General features: G+C 71.7%; 14 protein-coding genes. 8 read left to right on the forward strand and 6 right to left on the reverse strand.

Annotated elements, in window-relative coordinates; all coding sequences use genetic code 11:
• Positions 1-4: 4 nt before the first annotated feature.
• From ACWEVS_RS37595 to ACWEVS_RS37605, 3 genes are read right to left on the reverse strand one after another with little or no spacing between them, the layout of a single operon-like run.
• Positions 5-844, reverse strand: a complete 840-nt coding sequence (locus tag ACWEVS_RS37595) for a sugar ABC transporter permease (protein ID WP_449930886.1) — start codon at positions 842-844, stop codon at positions 5-7.
• Positions 841-2,409 carry an ABC transporter permease subunit gene (locus tag ACWEVS_RS37600; RefSeq protein ID WP_449930888.1) on the reverse strand — a complete coding sequence of 523 codons (1,569 nt, stop codon included), beginning with the start codon at positions 2,407-2,409 and terminating at the stop codon, positions 841-843. The genes ACWEVS_RS37595 and ACWEVS_RS37600 overlap by 4 nt, the downstream gene beginning before the upstream one ends.
• A 3-nt stretch (positions 2,410-2,412) precedes the next feature.
• Positions 2,413-3,696 carry a sugar ABC transporter substrate-binding protein gene (locus ACWEVS_RS37605; protein ID WP_452419365.1) on the reverse strand — a complete coding sequence of 428 codons (1,284 nt, stop codon included), beginning with the start codon at positions 3,694-3,696 and terminating at the stop codon, positions 2,413-2,415.
• 278 nt (positions 3,697-3,974) lie between these two features.
• On the opposite strand from ACWEVS_RS37605, the gene ACWEVS_RS37610 reads away from it, so the two are divergent.
• From ACWEVS_RS37610 to ACWEVS_RS37620, 3 genes are all read left to right on the forward strand, one after another.
• Complete coding sequence (locus ACWEVS_RS37610; protein WP_354920668.1) at positions 3,975-5,471, forward strand: glycoside hydrolase family 13 protein; 1,497 nt, start codon at positions 3,975-3,977, stop codon at positions 5,469-5,471.
• A gap of 84 nt (positions 5,472-5,555) precedes the next feature.
• Positions 5,556-6,692, forward strand: coding sequence for an FAD-dependent oxidoreductase (locus tag ACWEVS_RS37615; RefSeq protein WP_452555487.1), 1,137 nt, complete (start codon positions 5,556-5,558; stop codon positions 6,690-6,692).
• Between the two features lie 119 nt (positions 6,693-6,811).
• The gene (locus ACWEVS_RS37620; protein ID WP_449930952.1) at positions 6,812-8,140 is read left to right on the forward strand and encodes a sensor histidine kinase; all 1,329 of its coding nucleotides are present in this window, start codon (positions 6,812-6,814) and stop codon (positions 8,138-8,140) included.
• Between the two features lie 16 nt (positions 8,141-8,156).
• Here the strand turns inward: ACWEVS_RS37620 and ACWEVS_RS37625 are convergent, their stop codons facing one another.
• On the reverse strand, positions 8,157-9,491 hold the full coding sequence (locus tag ACWEVS_RS37625; RefSeq protein ID WP_449930896.1) for a cation:dicarboxylate symporter family transporter: 1,335 nt from the start codon (positions 9,489-9,491) through the stop codon (positions 8,157-8,159).
• 105 nt (positions 9,492-9,596) lie between these two features.
• On the opposite strand from ACWEVS_RS37625, the gene ACWEVS_RS37630 reads away from it, so the two are divergent.
• The 5 genes from ACWEVS_RS37630 to ACWEVS_RS37650 all read left to right on the forward strand — a co-directional run bounded on the left by ACWEVS_RS37630 (position 9,597) and on the right by ACWEVS_RS37650 (position 16,249).
• A complete protein-coding gene (locus ACWEVS_RS37630) occupies positions 9,597-11,207 on the forward strand; it encodes a sensor histidine kinase (protein WP_452555489.1) in 1,611 nt (536 codons plus the stop codon).
• Positions 11,204-11,869 (forward strand): response regulator, encoded by a 666-nt coding sequence (locus ACWEVS_RS37635; RefSeq protein WP_354920680.1) that lies wholly within the window; start codon positions 11,204-11,206, stop codon positions 11,867-11,869. Before ACWEVS_RS37630 ends, ACWEVS_RS37635 begins: the two co-directional genes overlap by 4 nt.
• An 82-nt stretch (positions 11,870-11,951) precedes the next feature.
• Complete coding sequence (locus ACWEVS_RS37640) at positions 11,952-14,015, forward strand: N-acetylneuraminate synthase family protein (protein ID WP_452555492.1); 2,064 nt, start codon at positions 11,952-11,954, stop codon at positions 14,013-14,015.
• A 6-nt stretch (positions 14,016-14,021) separates the two neighbouring features.
• A complete protein-coding gene (locus tag ACWEVS_RS37645; RefSeq protein WP_354920686.1) occupies positions 14,022-14,984 on the forward strand; it encodes a glycosyltransferase family 2 protein in 963 nt (320 codons plus the stop codon).
• A complete protein-coding gene (locus ACWEVS_RS37650) occupies positions 14,981-16,249 on the forward strand; it encodes an alpha-2,8-polysialyltransferase family protein (protein ID WP_449930903.1) in 1,269 nt (422 codons plus the stop codon). Before ACWEVS_RS37645 ends, ACWEVS_RS37650 begins: the two co-directional genes overlap by 4 nt.
• An 82-nt stretch (positions 16,250-16,331) precedes the next feature.
• On the opposite strand, the gene ACWEVS_RS37655 is transcribed toward ACWEVS_RS37650, so the two are convergent.
• Together ACWEVS_RS37655 and ACWEVS_RS37660 are read right to left on the reverse strand one after the other, a co-directional pair.
• Positions 16,332-17,501: a DUF6716 putative glycosyltransferase gene (locus ACWEVS_RS37655; protein ID WP_354920692.1), complete on the reverse strand. Its 1,170-nt coding sequence runs from the start codon at positions 17,499-17,501 to the stop codon at positions 16,332-16,334.
• Positions 17,498-18,466, reverse strand: coding sequence for a hypothetical protein (locus tag ACWEVS_RS37660; RefSeq protein WP_452555494.1), 969 nt, complete (start codon positions 18,464-18,466; stop codon positions 17,498-17,500). The genes ACWEVS_RS37655 and ACWEVS_RS37660 overlap by 4 nt, the downstream gene beginning before the upstream one ends.
• Between the last annotated feature and the right edge of the window lie 5 nt (positions 18,467-18,471).

The raw sequence follows: 18,471 nt of genomic DNA on the forward strand, positions 1-18,471 counted from the left end.
TTCCTCAGCCCTTGACCGCGCCCGCGGTCAGACCGGAAACGATGAACTTCTGCAGCCAGAGGAACACGCTGACCGTGGGGATCGCGGTGAGGAGCGTGGCCGCGGCGAACATGCCGAAGTTGGCGTTGCGGCCGTCGCCGGCGATCATGCCGTACATGCCCACGGCGAGCGTCTTGCTCTCCGGGTCGCGAAGGAAAATGTTGGCCATGAGGAACTCGCTCATCGTGCCGATGAAGGCCAGCAGCGCGGTGACCGCGAGGATCGGCGTGACCAGCGGCAGGATGATCTTCCAGAAGATCTGCGCGTGGGTGGCGCCGTCGACGGTGGCCGACTCGTCGAGCTCCTTCGGGATGGTGTCGAGGAAACCCTTCATCAGCCAGGTGTTCACGCCGAGCGCGCCGCCCAGGTAGAGCAGCAGGATGCCCCACGTGGTGTTGAAGCCGAAGGCGGGGTAGAGCTCGGTGACCCTGGTGAAGATCATGAAGATCGTCACGATGGCCAGGAACTGCGGGAACATCTGGATCAGCAGCAGCGACAGCAGGCCGACCCGGCGGCCGGCGAAGCGCATGCGGCTGAAGGCGTAGGCGGCGAACATCGACAGCAGCAGGCTCGCCGACGAGGAGGCCAGCGCGATGAACACCGAGTTGAAGAACCAGCGGCCGAACGGGTAGACGTCCGAGCTGAACAACTTGGCGAAGTTGTCGAGGCTCGCGCCGGTGGGCAGCAGGTCGGAGGAGGCCAGCGTGCCCAGCGGGTTGATCGCCGCCGAGACCACGAACAGGATCGGGAACAGCGCGAACGCGCACACCAGCAGCACGTAGGCGTGCCGCAGCATCAGCTTCATGCGTAGACGTCCTCCAGCTTGCGGGTCCGCCTGAACGTGATCGCCGAGATGGTCGCCACGATCGCGAAGATGAACACCGACATGGTGGCCGCCAGGCCGAACTGCGCCGCCCCCTGGCCGAAGGCGAGCCTGACCGTGTAGCTGATCAGCAGGTCGGTGGCGCCGACCGTCGGGCTGTCGGCGGGGAACGGCCCGCCGTCGGTGGTCAGCGCGATCGCGTTGTAGTTGTTGAAGTTGAAGGCGAACGAGGAGATCAGCAGCGGGCTGAGCGACACCAGCAGCAGCGGCAGCGTGACCTTGCGGAAGGCGTAGGACGGCGGCGCGCCGTCGATCGAGGCCGCCTCGTTCAGCTCGCGCGGGATCGCCTGCAGCGCGCCGGTGGTGACCAGGAACATGTAGGGGAAGCCCAGCCACAGGTTGACCAGGAGCACGGCGGCCTTGGCCGACACCGCCCCGCCCAGCCAGTCGACGTCGAGCCCGAACAGGTTGTTGATCAGGCCGAAGTCGCGGTTGAACATGTCGCGCCAGACCAGCAGCATCGCGAACGCGGGCATGGCGTACGGCAGGATCAGCGCGATCCGGTAGATCCTGGTGCCGCGCATCTTCGGGTGGTGCAGGGCCAGCGCCACGGACATGCCGAGCGCGAACGTGCCCAGCACCGACAGCAGCGCGAAGGCGACGTTCCAGCTGAACATGCCGAGGAAGTGGGCCGAGAGCGTGGGGTCGGTGACGACGCGGGCGAAGTTGGCCAGGCCCACGTTGACCTGCCAGCCCTGCGCGAGGTGCTCGCCCCTGGCGTTGACGAAGTAGCCCTGCGACTCGTCGGCCGTCCAGGTGTCGCCTTCGCCGCGCACGCAGTCGCAGCCGGCGTCGTAGGCGAGGGCCGCCCTGCCCTCCACCGCGCGGCTCAGGCCGTTGGCCTTGATCAGGCCGCCCCGCGTGGGGACCGCCAGCCCGGCGATCTGGCCGGCGCGGGCGGCCGCCTCCGGCGCCTTGAGCACGGTGTAGCCGGGCGCCTCGATGACCTTGCCGGTCACGCCCAGCCGGGCGCCCTGGACGGGGGCGAGCCCCGCGGCCGTGCCCTCCTGGACCTGCTTGGTCTTGGGGTCGACCAGCAGGAACACCAGCGTGTCCCCCTTGAGGGCGGCGCTCAGGCCGTACTCGGGCGAGCCCGGCGCCTGCCGTACCGACCCGGTCTCGATCGCGGTGATCGCGGCAGCCTTGTCACCGCGGTGGCCGTCACCGAAGTTGGTGAAGGCGGTGCTCACGGTGTAGAGGACCGGGAACACCTGGAAGGCGATGAGGAAGACGGTGCCGGGGACGAGATACTTCGCGGGCACGAAGCGGCGGGTCAGGTAGAGGTATCCGATGATCGCGCTGGCCAGGCCGAGCACGGTCAGCGAGACCCATGACTCGGCGGCGACCAGCGGCGGCACGGCGTAGAGCAGGATCGCGGCGGCCACGGCCAGCACGGCGATCCTGCTCACCACGAACGCGGTGGTCAGTTCGCGACGGGGCCGCGGAGTGGACCTGACCTCCGCGGCCTCACGCACGTCCAGGGACATCGGCTAGTTCTTCAGCGAGCCGTCGATGGTCTTCTGCGCCGACTCGGCGGCCTTCACCGGGTCGCTGCCCTTGACGACGGCGGCCTCGGCGATGCCGAACGGCTCCCAGATGGCCGACATCTCGGGGATGGCGGGCATGGGGATGCCGCCGGCGCCCGCCTCGAGGAACTTGCCTGCGTCGGGGTCGCTCGCCTTGACGGCCTCCAGGGCGGAGGTCAGGGCCGGCGGGCGCGGGTCGGCGTCGTAGAGGGCCTTGGCGACGTCGGCGTTGGTCACGTAGTTGGTGACGAACTCCTGGGCGAGGGTCTTGCTGGCGCCCTTGGCGGCGACGAAGAAGCTCTGCACGCCCACGAACGGCGTGGCGGGCTTGCCGTCCTTGAAGCCGGGGACGGGGCTGATGTCGTAGGACAGGCCGCTCTTCTTCACGTCGGCCATCGCCCACGGACCGGAGACGAGGAAGGCGCACTTGCCGCCGGCGAAGGTCGGGATGCTGTTCTCGTTGGTGAGCGAGGTCTTCAGCGCCGCGTCGCCCTTCTCGCCGAGCTCGGCCAGCTTCTTGAAGGCGGCCTGCGAGTCCTTGGAGCCGACCAGCACCTGCTTGGGGTCGGGGTCGCCGCTGGAGGTGGTGCCGAAGATGGCGCCGCCGGCGGAGGAGAAGAGCGGGTAGACGTGGTAGGCGTCGCCCTTGGCGGTGACGGGCAGGCAGAGCACCTCGTCGACCTTGCCGGCCTTCTTGAGCTCCTTGCCCTTGGCGAGCACGTCGTCGAAGGTGGCGGGGGCGTCGGGGGCGAGCTTGGTGTTGCGGATGAGCGCGACGTTCTCCACGGCGTACGGCGCGCCGTACACCTGGCCGTTGAAGGTGACGGCCTTGAGCGCGATCGGCGAGAAGCTCGCCTTCTGCTCCTCGGTCAGGTTGACCGGGTCGATGGCGCCGTTCTGCACGAGGTTGCCGATCCAGTCGTGCGCGCCGATCATCACGTCGGGGCCGCTGCCCTGCTGGGAGGCGGTGAGGAAGGTCTGCTGGTTGTCCTTGCTGATCTCCTTCACCTCCACCGTGACACCGTTCTCGGTGCCGAACTGGTCGGCGAAGGGCTTGAGCGCCTTGGTGCGGTTGGGGTCGGCCCAGATCACGAGCTTGCCGCTGCCCTTGTCGGCGGAAGCCGACGCCGTGGCGGACGGCGCGGCCGAGCTCGGCGCCGCTGACGGCGCCGGCTCCGAACCACCGCATGCCGTGGCGCCGAACGCCACGGTCGTCAGGGCGGCCACACCCAGTGCCCGGATGCGCATGGGACCCTCCTGAGGTCAAGCGGCGCATGTGGGGGAGCGCCGCTGAAAGATCCTGAAACAGCCGCCTTTGCGGCTTATGTTTCGGGGACGTTAGCGAGTCTTTGCAAGAATTGGAAGAACTTGCGCAGGAGAGTTACCTCACCGCTACCTGCCATGAAGCGTCTTTGAACAACCGTGCGGACGATCGACATGACTGCAACTTTCCGAAACTTGCGCTTGACCATCTTCACACGGGATCCTTCTTGCCGACATCGTGGACATCGGGGAAGGACGGCTTCATGCACGGCAACGACGACTGGTGGCGGGACGCCGTCGTGTACCAGGTGTACCCCCGCAGCTTCGCCGACGGCAACGGAGACGGGACCGGCGATCTGATCGGGCTCCGCGAGCGCCTGGGCTACCTGGCGGACCTGGGCGTGGACGCCGTCTGGCTGAGCCCCTTCTACACCTCCCCGCTCAACGACGGCGGCTACGACGTGGCCGACTACCGCGACGTCGACCCCCGCTTCGGCACGCTCGCCGACTTCGACGCGATGATCGCCGACGCCCACGCGCTGGGCCTCAGGGTGATCGTCGACATCGTGCCCAACCACACCTCCTCCGAGCACCCGTGGTTCAAGGCCGGGCTGCGTGAGCGCTACATCTTCCGCGACGAGCCCAACGACTGGGAGTCGATCTTCGGCGGCCCGGCCTGGACGCAGGTCGAGGACGGCCAGTGGTACCTGCACCTGTTCGACCCCACCCAGCCCGACCTCAACTGGGAGCACCCCGCCGTCCGCGAGGAGTTCCGCTCGATCCTGCGCTTCTGGCTCGACCGCGGCGTCGACGGGTTCCGGATCGACGTGGCGCACGGCATGGTCAAGGCGCCCGGGCTGCCGTCCGTGGGGCCCAAGGAGGGGCGCCAGGCCGAGATGCTCGGCGACGAGAGCGTGCCGTACTTCGACCAGGACGGCGTGCACGAGATCTACCGGGAGTGGCGGCCCATCCTCGACTCCTACCCCGGCGGCCGGATGGCGGTCGCCGAGGCGTGGGTGTCCTCGCCCGCCCGGCTGGCCCGCTACGTCGGGCCCGACGAGCTGCACCAGGCGTTCAACTTCGAGTTCATGATGGCCGCCTATGGGGCCAAGTCCTTCCGCGAGGTCATCGACAAGGCGCTGGCGGAGGCCGAGCTGGTGGGCGCGCCGACGACGTGGGTGCTGTCCAACCACGACAAGCCGCGCCACGTCACCAGGCACGGCGGCCTGGCCCGCGCCCGCGCCGCCACCCAGCTCATGCTGTCGCTGCCCGGCTCGGCCTACCTCTACAACGGCGAGGAGCTCGGCCTGCCCGAGGTGCTCGACCTGCCCGACGAGCTCAAGCAGGATCCCGCCTTCCTGCGTACCGGCGAGAGCCGCGACGGGTGCCGGGTGCCGCTGCCGTGGACCGCCGCCGACGGCTTCGGCTGGCGCGACCCGTGGCTGCCGATCCCCTCGACGTGGGGTCCGCTCAGCCATGCGGCGCAGGAGGGCGACCCTGACTCGACACTGGCCTTCTACCGGGCCGCGCTGCGGCTGCGCAAGGAGCATCCGGCGCTCGGCGGCGGCGAGCTGACCTGGCTCGACTCGGCTGAGGACGTGCTGGCGTTCCGGCGCGAGCCCGGCCTGCTGGTGCTGGTCAACTTCGGCGACGAGCCCGTCCAGGTCACCGGCCGGGTGCTGCTGTCGAGCGGGCCGCTGACGGCCGACGGGTCGGTGCCCGCCGACACCGCCGTGTGGGTGGCCACCGGCGAGAACTGAGCGCCGCGCCCCCGCGAGCGCCCCGTCCGCCCGCTGCGCGATACTGCCCGTCGGGCGGGTACGCGAGCGAAGGGGGCCGGGACCATGCGGACGCATGACGTCGTCGTGATCGGCGCGGGCGCCATGGGGTCGGCGGCGAGCCGGGCCCTGGCCGCCGCCGGTCGCGAGGTCGTGACACTCGAGAAGTACGGGCTCGGCCATGACCGGGGCGGCTCGCACGGCGGGACGAGGCTGTTCAGGGCGGCCGTCGACGACGAGCACTACCTGCTCGAGGTGCGGCGGGCGGGCCGGATGTGGGCCGAGCTCGAGGAGGAGTCGGGCGAGCGGCTGCTGGAGCTCACCGGCGGCCTCGACCACGGCGTCGGCGAGCGGGCGGTCGAGAGGTTCCGCTCCCTGTTCACCCGTCACGGCGTCGCGCACGAGGTCCTCGACCCCCGCGAGGCCGTCGAGCGCTGGCCGGGCATGCGCTTCGAGACCCCCGTGCTGTACCAGCCGGGGTCGGGCAGGCTGCTGGCCGACCGCGCCGTCGCCGTGCTCCAGCGGCTGGCTCGCCTGCGGGGCGCCGAGTTCAGGCCCGGATGCCCGGCGACGGCGCTGCGCGTCCTGACCCACGGCGACGGCCCGGACGGCGGGCTGGTGGAGGTGGACACGCCCGACGGGGCGCTGCGCGCCCGCCAGGTCGTGGTGACCGCGGGGGCGTGGGCGCCCCGGCTGCTGGGCGGCCACCTCGGCCTGCCGGCCATCGTGGCGACCCAGGAACAGCCCAGGTTCTTCGTGCCGCGGGACCCGGCGCACGGCTGGCCGAGCTTCGTGCACTGGCGGGAGGGCGACGACCGGTTCACGACCGCCGGGGCGTACGGGGTGTTCGAGCAGGGGTCCGGCGTCAAGGTCGGGCTGCACGGGACGGGTCCCGTGGTGGACCCGGACCTGCGCGACTTCACGCCCGAGGCGCGGGCCGACCGGGAGCTGCTCGAGTACGTCAGGACCTGGCTCCCCGGCCTCGACCCCGCCGACTCGACGCCGATCAGCTGCCTGTACGACAACACCCCGCGCGACACCTTCGTGATCGACAGGAAGGGCCCCATCAGCGTGGCGACGGGTTTCTGCGGGCAGGGCTTCAAGTTCGTCCCGCTGGTCGGCCACTACCTCACGGCCCTCGTCACGGGGCGGGGCACGGCTCCGGCCGGCTACGGGCTGGCGGCCCACGCGCCGCGGTCCTGACATCAGCCGCATCGCGGGCCCCGCAAGGTATGGCCAGCCACGCGGAAGGATGACCTAATTTTTCCCTCTTTAGGGCTTTTGTGAAAGTTGTGGCTCAGTAACCTCGTGGCGTGTCACGCATGTGGGCGAGCTCCCTCCGCGGACGGATCACGCTCATCGCCGTGGCCGTCGCGACCTTCGTGCTGATTCCAGCCGGAGCCGGCGGTGTGCTGGTGACACGATCGCTGGTGAACGCCGGCGCGTGGAAGAACACCAAGGACGCCGCCGCCACCGTCGCCGCCTCGCTACGCGAAGGGCATCTGGTCACCGGCACGATCCCCGTCACGACCGACGAGGTGAACCTGCTGCAGGTCGTCACCAGCGGCGGCCGGGTGGTGGCCTCCAGCAGCGCCGCCGCGGGCATGCCCCCGCTCACCAACCTCATGCCCTCGCCCGACAGGCGTGTCGTCAACCTCACCACCTGCGGCGCGACCAGCTGCCTCCACATGACCGCGGTCAGGCTGTCGACGGCCCCCGACTCCATGGTGGTCTACGCGGCACGGCCGACGCCCGGCCTGCTGGCCACCCGCACCCTCGAGATCGCCATCGCCGCCCAGGTGGCCCTCGTCGTCGCGCTCGTGGGATGGGTGACGTGGATGGTGACCGGCCGCACGCTGCGCCCGGTGACCACGATGCTCACCGAGCTGGACATGGTCAACGCCACCGACCTCAGCAGGCGCGTGAGCGTGCCGTCCGGGGAGCACGAGGTGGCGCAGCTGGCCAGGTCGATCAACAGCACCCTCGACCGGCTCGAACGCTCGGCCGAGCAGCAACGGCAGTTCGCCTCCGACGCCTCCCACGAGCTGCGCACCCCGATCGCGGGGCTGCGGGCGCAGCTGGAGAGCGCCCAGCTCTACCCCGAGGACACCGACATGGACGCGCTGGTGGACAGCGCCCTGCACGACACCGACCGGCTCGAAGCGATCATGTCGGATCTGCTGCTGCTGGCCAGGATCGGGTCGCGGGTGGACGTGGTCAAGGAGCGGATCGACCTGTCGGAACTGGTGCGGGAGGAGCTGGCCTGCCGCCTGGACAAGATCCCCGTCCGGCTGGAGACGACCGAGGACGTCGTGGTCGAGGGCGTGCTGATGCAGCTGCGCCGCGCGCTGACCAACCTGCTGGACAACGCCCAGCGCCACGCCGACAGCTCGGTGACGGTGTCGGTGCGCAAGGAGGACGGGTTCGCCGTGCTGGCCGTCCAGGACGACGGGGCGGGGATCTCGCCCGAGGAGCGGGAGCGCGTCTTCGAGCGCTTCACCCGGCTGGACGCCGCCCGCAGCAGGGACGCCGGGGGCACCGGGCTCGGCCTGGCGATCGTGCGGGACGTGGCGATCGCGCACCGCGGGGACATCAAGGTGGACGACAGTCCCCGCGGCGCGCTCTTCGTGCTGAGGCTGCCCCTGGCGTGAGGGGCACGGCATGAGGTCAGACCGCCGTCATCTCCCGCTCGGCGGCGGGCGGCTGCTCCGGCTCCGGCTCGTGCTCGTCGAGCAGCGTCGCCTCGTCGAAGGGGGCGCGACCGGCCAGGACCTCGGCGGCCCGCTCCCTGTCGAACTCGCCCGTCCACGTGCCGACCAGCACCGTCGCGACCGCGTTGCCGGCGAAGTTGGTCAGCGCCCTGGCCTCCGACATGAAGCGGTCGATGCCCACGATGAGGCCGACGCCGTCCACCAGGTCGGGCCGGTGGGACTGCAGGCCGCCGGCGAGCGTGGCCAGTCCCGCGCCGGTGACCCCCGCCGCGCCCTTGGACGCGATGATCATGAAGAGCAGCAGCGAGACCTGCTCACCGAGCATCAGCGGCGACCCGGTGGCCGAGGCGACGAAGAGCGTGGCCATGGTCAGGTAGATGGCGGTGCCGTCCAGGTTGAAGGAGTAGCCGGTGGGCACCGTGATGCCCACCACCGAACGGGAGACGCCGAGGTGCTCCATCTTGGCGATGAGCCTGGGCAGCGCCGACTCCGACGACGACGTCGACAGGATGAGCAGGAACTCCCTGCCCAGGTAGCGCAGCAGCGACCAGAGGTTGACCCGGGCCACCACCCACAGCAGCGGGCCCAGCACGAGGGCGACGAACAGCAGGCAGGTGGCGTAGAAGCCGACCATGATGACCGCCAGCGACTGCAGCGCCTTGATGCCGGTGGAGCCGACGACCGCGGCGATCGCGCCGAAGGCGCCCACCGGCGCCGCCCACATGATCATGGCGAGGACGCGGAAGACGAGCCGCTGGATGTGCTCGATGCCCTTGAGGATCGGCGCGCCCCTGCTCCCCATGGCCTGCAGGGCGAAACCGACCAGGAGGGCGACGAGCAGCGTCTGGAGCACCTGGCCCTCGGTGAAGGCCGACACCAGCGTGGTGGGGATGACGCCGAGCAGGAAGTCGACGGTGCTCGACTCGCCGCCCTTGGCCGCCTCCGCCTCCGCGGCCTGCTTGGCGGCGTCGGTCAGCTGCAACCCGGCACCCGGGTCGAGCAGGTTGCCCACGACCAGGCCGATGGCGAGCGCGACCGTCGACATGAGCAGGAAGTAGCCGAGCGCGAGCCCGCCCACCTTGCCGACCTTGGCCGCCCGGCTGACCGAGCCGACACCGAGCACGATCGTGCAGAAGATGATGGGGCTGATCATCATCTTGATCAGCGCGACGAAGGCGGTGCCGAGTGGCTTGAGCTCCTTGCCGACCTCGGGTGCGACGAACCCGACGACGACTCCGGCCACCACGGCGAGGATCACCGCAAGGTACAGGTACCGTGTGCGGTCACGCATGGGGACACTCCTTGAACGCTTGGCTGCTGGTTGTGCGAATATGCGCCCAGGAGTGACGCAGGTCACTATTACGTAAGTTTCGTTCACCGACGAGAGGAGGCGTCTGTGAAGAACTGGAGTCTGGCCAGGCAGATGCTGGTCCTCCAGCTGGCGGTGGTGGTGGTGACCCTGACGGGGGCGGCGGCGCTGGCGCTGGTCCAGACCCGCGAGCTGCTCGACGAGGAGGCCGAGGGCAGGGCGCGGGCCGTCGCCGTGAGCGTGGCCACCTCACCCGACGTGCTGTCGGCGCTGCGGGACGCCTCCCCTTCCGTACGGCTGCAGCCGTACGCCGAACGCGTGCGGACCGCCACCGGCGTCGACTTCGTCACGATCATGGACACGAGGGGCAGGCGGTACACCCACCCGAACCCCGCCCAGATCGGCGGACTGTTCCTCGGCCACATCGACCGCGCGCTGCGCGGCGAGACGTTCACCGAGACCTACACCGGCACGCTCGGCCCTTCGGTGCGCGCGGTCGTGCCGGTGCGGGATGCGGCAGGCGCGGTCAAGGCGCTGGTCAGCGCGGGGATCACGGTCGAGCGGATCGACGCGCGGCTGCGCGAGCAGCTCTCGTGGGCCGGCCTGGTCGGCGCGCTGGGGCTGGGTGTGGGCGCGGGCGGCACGTGGCTGGTGGGTGACCGGCTGCGCCGCCAGACGCACGGGCTCGGCCCAGTCGAGCTGGGCCGCATCCACGAGCACCACGACGCGATCCTGCACGCGGTGCGGGAGGGTCTGCTGCTGGTGGCCAGGGACGGCACGCTGACGCTGTGCAACGACGGCGCCCGCACGCTGCTGGACCTGCCGGCCGACGCCGAGGGCCGCCACGTCGCGGACCTGGGGATCGCCGACATCGTCGCCCCCCTCCCCCACGCCCCGCGCCCCGTTCCCGCGGGCTCCGGCCCTCTCCAGGGAACGGGGGCGGCCTGCCCGCCCGCGCTCCCCCACCCCGAGGAGCCGCGACCCGCACCCGAGGCGGGCGTCCCGGACCCCTTGGAGGACCGGGTGCACCTGGTCGGCGAGCGGGTGCTCGTCGTCAACGTCGCCAGCAGCAGGCTCGGCACCGTCGTGACCCTCCGCGACCACACCGAGCTGCAGGCCCTGGCCGGCCAGCTCGACGCCGAGCGCGGCTTCGCCGACTCCCTCAGGGCCGCCGCGCACGAGTCGGCCAACCGGCTGCACACCGTCGTCACCTTGGTGGAGCTGGGCAGGATCGAGCAGGCCGTCGCGTTCGGCACCGCCGAGCTGAAGGCCGCCCAGGAGCTGACCGACAGGGTGGTCGGCGCGGTGCGCGAGCCCGTGCTGGCCGCCCTCCTGCTCGGCAAGTCGGCCGAAGCCGCCGAGCGCGGCGCCGAGCTGGTCATCACCCCCGACAGCGAACTGGACGACCTGGGCCTCGACCCCCGGCAGGTGGTGACGATCGTGGGCAACCTCATCGACAACGCGATCGACGCGGCGGGCAGGGTGGAGGTGCACCTGCACGCCGACGCGGAGAGCTTCGTCATCAGGGTGGCCGACGACGGCCCCGGCCTGGCCGACACGGCGGCCTTCAGCAAGGGCTGGACGTCCAAGGGCGACGGCCGCGGCCTGGGCCTGGCCCTGGTCGGCCAGGCGGTGCGGCAGCTCGGCGGCACCATCGAGGTGGCCGGTTCGGTGTTCACGGTGCGGGTGCCGCGATGACGATCACGGTGCTGGTCGTCGAGGACGAGGAGATCACCGCCGAGGCCAACCGCGTCTACGTGGAGCGGGTGCCCGGCTTCACCGTGGCGGGCGTGGCCAGGTCGGGACGGGACGCGCTGCGCTTCCTCGGGTCCACGCCCGTCGACCTGATCCTGCTCGACCTCTACCTGCCCGACATGCACGGGCTGGAGGTGTGCCGGGCGGTCAGGGCCGCGGGCCTGTCGTGCGACGTGATCGCGGTGACCTCGGCCCGCGACCTGCAGGTGGTGCGCAACGCGGTGTCGCTGGGCGTCGCGCAGTACCTGCTCAAGCCGTTCACCTTCGCCACCCTCAGGGAGAAGCTGACGCGCTACGCCGCGTTCAGGGCCAGCGAGGGCGAGGTGACGGGACAGGGTGACGTCGACCGGGCCCTGGCGACCCTGCGCGGCGGCGCCTCGGCCCTGCCCAAGGGGATGACGCAGGACACGCTGGACGCGGTGGCCGCCGAGCTGCGCAAGGCGGCCAGGACCGCGCAGGCGGTGGGCGCCGCGATCGGCGTGTCACGGGTGACCGCGCGACGGTATCTGGAACACCTGGTGGAGACCGGGGCGGCCGACAGGGTGCCGCAGTACGGCGGGGTGGGCAGGCCCGAACTCCTCTACCGGATCCGCACGCAACGTTAACAGGGAGTTCAGCTGCGATCCCCGGCGCGGTCGGATGGCCTGACTAGCTTCCTTGGCACCTCAAGCAATCCAAGGAGCCACGTTGCGAGTCCTCGCCGTCATTCCCGCCCGCGGAGGTTCGGCGGGCATTCCCCTGAAGAACCTCGCCCAGGTGGGCGGCGTCCCGCTGGTGACCCGCGCCGTCAAGGCCGCGCTGGGCGCCGAGCTGGTCGACCAGGTGGTGGTCAGCACCGACCATGAGGGGATCGCGGCAGCGGCCCGCGAGGCGGGGGCCACGGTCGTCGAGCGACCCGCCGAGCTGAGCGGCGGCGCGGCCTCGAGCGAGTCGGCGGTGCTCCACGCGCTCGACGCGCTCGGCGGCGACCCCGAGGTCGTCGTGCTCGTGCAGTGCACCAGCGCCTTCATCGACCCCGCCGACCTGTCGCAGGCGGTGCGCAGGGTGCTGGACGGCGAGGCCGACGCGGTCCTGTCGGGCGCGCCGAGCCACGCCTTCCTGTGGACGCCGGACGGCGCGGGCATCAACCACGACCGCTCCACCCGGCAGATGCGCCAGGACCGGCCCGCGGAGTTCCGCGAGACCGGCGCCTTCTACGTCATGCGGACGGCGGGCCTGCGCGAGCACGGCCACCGCTTCTTCGGCGAGGTCACCGTGCAGCCGGTGCCCACCCGCCACGCCATCGAGATCGACGAGCCCGAGGACCTGGAGACGGTCAGGGCGCTCGCGCCGCTGGTCGACCTGCCCGGGCCGATCGACGTCGACGCGGTCATCACCGACTTCGACGGCGTGCACACCGACGACCGGGCCTACGTCGACTCCGAGGGCCGCGAGATGGTCCTGGTGAGCCGCTCCGACGGCATGGGCATCTCGCTGCTGCGCCGTTCGGGGGTGAAGCTGCTGGTGATGTCCACCGAGCAGAACCCGGTCGTGGCCGCCCGCGCCCGCAAGCTGGGTGTGCCGGTCCTGCAGGGCCTGGCCGAGAAGCGGACCGTGCTGCGCGACTGGCTGACGATCGAGGGCCTCGACCCCGCGCGCGTCGCCTACGTGGGCAACGACGTCAACGACCTGGGACCGATGTCGCTGGTCGGCTGGCCGGTCACGGTGCCCGACGCGCACCCGAGCGTCAAGGCCGCCGCGCGGGTCGTGCTGACCAGGTCCGGCGGCGACGGCGCGGTCAGGGAGCTGTGCGAGCGCGTGCTCGCCGCCCGGCCCGCCGTCCAGGATCCGGCGCCGGCCCCCGTGCCCCTCAGCAGGGCCTCGCTGCGGATCGGCCAGCCGAAGCCGGTGGCCATCGGCGACCTGCTGGTCGGCGACGGCGAGCCGGTCTACGTGATCGGCGAGATCGGCATCAACCACAACGGCGACATCGACATCGCCCGCCGGCTCATCGACGTGGCGGCCGACGCCGGCTGCCAGGCGGTGAAGTTCCAGAAGCGCACGCCCGAGATCTGCGTGCCGGTCGAGCAGCGCTCCCAGATGAGGCAGACGCCGTGGGGCGAGATGACCTACCTGGAGTACAAGGAGCGCACCGAGTTCGGCCGCGAGGAGTACACCCAGATCGCCAAGTACTGCGACGAGCGTGGCCTGCACTGGTTCGCCTCGCCGTGGGACGTGCCGTCGGTGGAGTTCCTCGAGGAGATGGACGTCCTGGTCCACAAGATCGCCTCGGCCAGCGTCGCCGACCACGAGCTGCTGCGCGCCCTGGCCGCGACCGGCAAGCCGCTGATCCTGTCGACCGGCATGTCCACGCTGCAGGAGATCGACCAGGCGGTCGACATCCTCGGCACCGACAAACTGATCATGATGCACGCCACGTCCACCTACCCGCTGCCTCCCGAGGAGGCCAACCTGCGCACGATCACCACGCTCAAGGAGCGGTACGGCGTGCCGGTCGGCTACTCGGGGCACGAGCGCGGCCTGCAGATCTCGCTGGCCGCGGTCACGCTGGGCGCGGTCACCGTCGAGCGCCACATCACGCTGGACCGCACGATGTGGGGCTCCGACCACGCCGCCTCGCTGGAGCCGGCCGGCCTCGAGCACCTGGTGCGCGACATCAGGATCATCGAGCAGGCCATGGGCGACGGCGTCAAGCGAGTCTTCCCCGGCGAGGAGGCACCGAAGGCCAGGCTCCGCAGGGTCACGGTGTGACGGCGAGTGATCACCCTCTCCGTCGTCGTACCGGTCCGCGACGGCGAGCGCTTCATCCCCGACGCGCTCGCCTCGCTGGCCCGCAACACCCGGCGTGACTTCGAGTTCATCGTCGTGGACGACGGCTCGGTGGACGACACGGCCGCCATCGTCGCCGAGTCGGAGGTGCCGGGCCTGTCGCTGGTGCGCAACCCGGCGCCCGTCGGGCTGGCCGACGCGCGCAACACGGGGCTGAAGCTCGCCTCGGGCACCTATGTGACGTTCATGGACGGCGACGACTGGCTCGCCCCCGGCTACCTGTCCGACCTCGTCGCCGCGATCGACGGGCTCGGCTGCGACTTCGTCCGCGTCGACCACGTGCAGGCCGAGGGACGCAAGCGGGTGGTGCACCGGGCTCCGGAGGCCCGCCGGGGCCTGGTGCTCGACCCGCGCGACGCGATCCTGCCGGCCGATGTCAGGACGATGGTCGACTATCCCTACGCCTGGGCCGGGATCTACCGGCGCACGCTGGGCGACCTGCTGCGCTTCCCCGGATCGCTGCACACGGCCGAGGACCGGCCGTGGATCTGGCGCCTGCACCGGCAGGCCGCCTCGTTCGCGGTGGCGTCGCTGGCCGGGCTGTTCTACCGCAGGGGCGTGACCGGCTCGCTGACCCAGATCGGCGACGAGCGGCAGCTGCACTTCTTCGACGCCTTCGAGCTCGTCTTCGAGGACCTGGAGCCGGAGTTCCTGCCGAAGGCGGTGCGCAACTTCTGCGCGCTGTTGGCCCACCACCTGGAGCTGGCCGACAGGTTCACGCCCGAGCTGCGCCGGCGGTTCGAGGCGCGGGGCGTGGCGATGGTGCGGTCGCTGCCGGCCGAGCTGGTCGCCGACGCCGTGCCGCGCATGTCCGTCGAGCGCGAGCAGACGCTGCGCGCGCTGCTGCCTGAGATCCCCGCCGGCGTGCGGGTGCGGAGGGAGGAGCTGTGACGCGGGTCTTCTACGCCTCGACCCTGTTCGGGGCGATGTCACTGGCCGCGGCGATCGACGCGGGCCACTTCGGCGAGGGCGGGCGCCGGCTGTTGATCGTCTCCACGAACACGGCCGTCCCGGAGGTGTCCACGCCGCTGGACCAGATGCCGGGGTTCGCCGCGCTGCGCTCCCGCTTCGACGAGGTGCGCTCGTGGAACGAGCTCATCGCGCCGCTGCACCCGTCCGACTGGAAGGCGCGCGTCATCGAGGTGCCGATGATGAGCAGGCTGATCGGGGCGTCGCTGGGGCTCGACACGGTCGAGGAGCTGGTGCTCGAGTCGATCGCGGTGCCGCCGGCGCGCACGATCGCCGGGCTGGTGCGTGACTGCCCCATCACCGTCTACTCCGACGGTCTCATGAGCTACGGCCCGACCCGCGACCCGCTGCCGGCCGAGATCTTCCGGCGCGTCACCCGGCTCCTGCATCTGGACCTGGTCCCGGGGCTGCGGCCGCTGCTGCTGTCGGAGTACGGCGTGCCGGCCGCCACCCTGTCGCAGGAGGCGTTCCTCTCGGTGGTCGGTCAGGTGGCGGGCACCGCGCCCGACATGATGGCCGGCGAGGCGATGATCCTGGGGCAGTACCTGTCGTCGCTCGACATCGTCACGCCCGAGGAGGAGCACGAGCTGCACATGGCGATGCTGCGCGGGCTCGTCGCGCGCGGGCACGACAGCGTGGTGTTCAAGCCGCATCCCGCCGCGGGCCGGCGGCACACGCAGCTGCTGCGGGCCGGCGCCGACGAGCTGGGCGTGCGGCTGGTCGTGGCGGGCGAGAGCGTGCCGGCCGAGGTGTGCTTCGCGGCGCTGCGGCCCGCGCTGGTCGTCGGATGCTTCTCGACCGGCCTGGTCACGGCCGCCCGCTTCTTCGGGCTCGATGCGGCCTCGTACGGGACGTCGACGGTGCTGGAGCGGCTGTCGCCGTACGAGAACAGCAACAGGATCCCGGTGACGATCATCGACGCGCTGCTGCCCCGGCTGGCCGCGGACGGGAGGCTCACCGCGGCGCCGCCGGTGGAGATCTCGCGCCTGGTGGGCGCGGTCGGGTACTGCATGCAGAGCGAAGCCCATCCCGAGCTGCGCGCCGGCACCGAGACGTTCGTCGCCGAGCACGGCGCCGACCGGTACTTCAAGAGGCAGCGGCTGAAGGCGCTGGGGCTGCTGCCGGAGGGGGAACGGCCCGGCACGCTGAGCCGCATCCGCCGCCGCCTGTCCCGCACGCTCGGCTGAGGCCGCCTGCCAGGCCTCAGGCCCACTGGGCCACCGGTGTTCCGTGCCCCGAGGGAGCCGCCTCCCTCGGGGCACGTGGCGTTCAGGTGAACGACTTGATGTACCTGCGGACCCTGCGCTTGGCGCGGTAGCCGGCCCGCAGCACCTGCGGCGGCACCTCCACGCGCAGGCGGGCGCGGCGGCGCGCGGCCACGTGCTCCGGCCCGTCCAGCAACGACCTGGCCGGTGTGCGCGGCCCGATGACCAGCGCGGTGAGCAGCGCCACCCAGTCGCTGCGGTTGGCGGGGTGGAAGTAGTTCTCCGCGCACCAGGCGGGCGACGGCGAGCGGAAGGCGCCCTCCGCGACCTCGTCGAGCGTGCCGAGGACGTCGCTGCCCTCGAACACCAGGTTGATCATCTCGGCGCTCACCCCGAAGTCCGACAGCACCAGCAGCGGCACCCGCTGGGCGATCGCCTCCAGCGCCGCGGTCGAGCTGACGGTGACGAACCCGGCGGCGTGCGCGAGGTGCTCGTGCATCGGGCCGGCCGCGAAGCGGACGTCGCCGTCGAGGCCGAGCTCCCGCCACAGCCGCTGGTAGTGGTAGCGCTCGTTGTGGGTCTGCCGCTCGTCCTCCAGCGCCCGCAGCTTGACCACGACGTCGAGGTCCGGCCGGGCGGCGGCGAGCGTGGCCAGCGCGCGCAGGATCGTCTCGCGGTCCTCGCGCCGCCGCGGCACCTTGGCCTGGGTGGCGAACACCACCCGGTTGCCGCCCTCGACGGGGGGCACGTCACGCAGGAACGGCAACCTGGCCAGCCCCACCGCGCCGCCCCCGCCGAGCCGGGCGGCCAGCGCGCCGAACTCGGCGACCTCCCTGCCGCTGTGCACGACGAACAGGTCGCAGCCACTGCGGAAGAGCCAGGCCTTCTCGGTGGCGGGGACCGAGATGCCGGGCAGTCCCGTGACGAAGACGGGTCGCGGCCGCAGGCCGTCGAGGACCTCGGCGACCAGCACGTCGACGACCGGTCCCGTGCACGCCACGAGGATCGCGTCGGGCCGCAGCCGTTCGGCCGCGCGCCTGAGCGCCCGCGCCGACAGCACGGGGACGGCCGAGGACCGCGTCCCGGCGACCGCGGCGGCGATCTGCTCCGGCGAGGGGGTGATCGGGGTGCGCACGACCGCGAGCTCCGTCACGCAGTCGGCGGGCAGGTCGTCCAGGAGACTGGCCGCCCACTTCAGGTACGAGTCGGAATCGGCCAGAGCCAGGACCTTCAACTGGGTACTCCCGAGAACATCTGCAGGTGGGATCGGAGGGATGGCGCCGCGCGGCTGGTCCACCAGTCGTCGGGCACGTGCACGGGCTCGACCGCGACGCCGCGCGGGGTGAGCAGCACCCGCAGCGAGCTGATGGCGGTCGAGGGGAGGCTGACCACGCGCTGCTCGGCGGACAGGCCGCGCAGGGTCAGCTCGGCTGGAACGCCGGGGGCGTGGACGGTGATGCCGGGCCGCTCGCGGATGAGGGCCAGGTCGACGGGGTCCTCGCGGCGGTGCGGGTAGTAGGCCAGCGGCTCCTCGGCCGCCAGCTCCGTCAGCCAGCGCAGGTAGCGCTCGCGGTGCACCAGGCCGTTCCTGACCAGGGAGGTGCCGAGCACGACCGTCCGCTCGGAGGGGCCGGGCGTGCTCATCGGCTGCGCGCGCAGCCAGTCGAAGTCGTGGCCGGCCAGCTCGACGCCGGCCTGCCGGACGGCCGCCGCCAGCTCGCCTGGCACGGGAAGGGCCGTGAACACCGACAGCGCGCCCTTGCGGGCGGTACGGCGCAGCCGTCCGGCCGCCAGCAGGCCGAGCGTGGTCCGCCAGGCGCTCGGCTCGGCGCGGGCCCGCAGCAGCGGCCTGGCGGGGCGGGCCGACAGCAGCTCCAGCAGCCGGATCGTGGCGAGCCCGTCGTCGACGATCACGACGCGACCGGGGCGGATCATGACCCAGCGCAGCTGGACCCGGCCGGAGAAGGCGTCGCCGACGGCGTTGAGCGTGCGGGGCATGCGCTCGCTGGGTTCGGCCAGCTCCAGCCCGCGCGGCAGGTCGAGCCTGAGCAGTTCCCGCCTGGTGGTGGCCAGCGGGCGCAGCCCGGCGCGCGGCACCACCAGCGTCCGGTCTCCCAGCAGCCCGGCGTGGTGGGCCTCGACGGCGCAGAGCATCTGAAGTGGCGACTCCACCCAGGCCACGGATTCCTGTTCGTTCACGACAC

The sequence above is a fragment of the Nonomuraea sp. NPDC003754 genome (assembly GCF_053605785.1).

Excerpts from the sequence above, each read along its gene's own strand:
- ACWEVS_RS37595 (WP_449930886.1), bottom strand. The coding sequence starts at position 844 with ATGAAGCTGATGCTGCGGCACGCCTACGTGCTGCTGGTGTGCGCGTTC.
- ACWEVS_RS37600 (WP_449930888.1), bottom strand. The coding sequence starts at position 2,409 with ATGTCCCTGGACGTGCGTGAGGCCGCGGAGGTCAGGTCCACTCCGCGG.
- ACWEVS_RS37605 (WP_452419365.1), bottom strand. The coding sequence starts at position 3,696 with ATGCGCATCCGGGCACTGGGTGTGGCCGCCCTGACGACCGTGGCGTTC.
- ACWEVS_RS37610 (WP_354920668.1), top strand. The coding sequence starts at position 3,975 with ATGCACGGCAACGACGACTGGTGGCGGGACGCCGTCGTGTACCAGGTG.
- ACWEVS_RS37615 (WP_452555487.1), top strand. The coding sequence starts at position 5,556 with ATGCGGACGCATGACGTCGTCGTGATCGGCGCGGGCGCCATGGGGTCG.
- ACWEVS_RS37620 (WP_449930952.1), top strand. The coding sequence starts at position 6,812 with ATGTGGGCGAGCTCCCTCCGCGGACGGATCACGCTCATCGCCGTGGCC.
- ACWEVS_RS37625 (WP_449930896.1), bottom strand. The coding sequence starts at position 9,491 with ATGCGTGACCGCACACGGTACCTGTACCTTGCGGTGATCCTCGCCGTG.
- ACWEVS_RS37635 (WP_354920680.1), top strand. The coding sequence starts at position 11,204 with ATGACGATCACGGTGCTGGTCGTCGAGGACGAGGAGATCACCGCCGAG.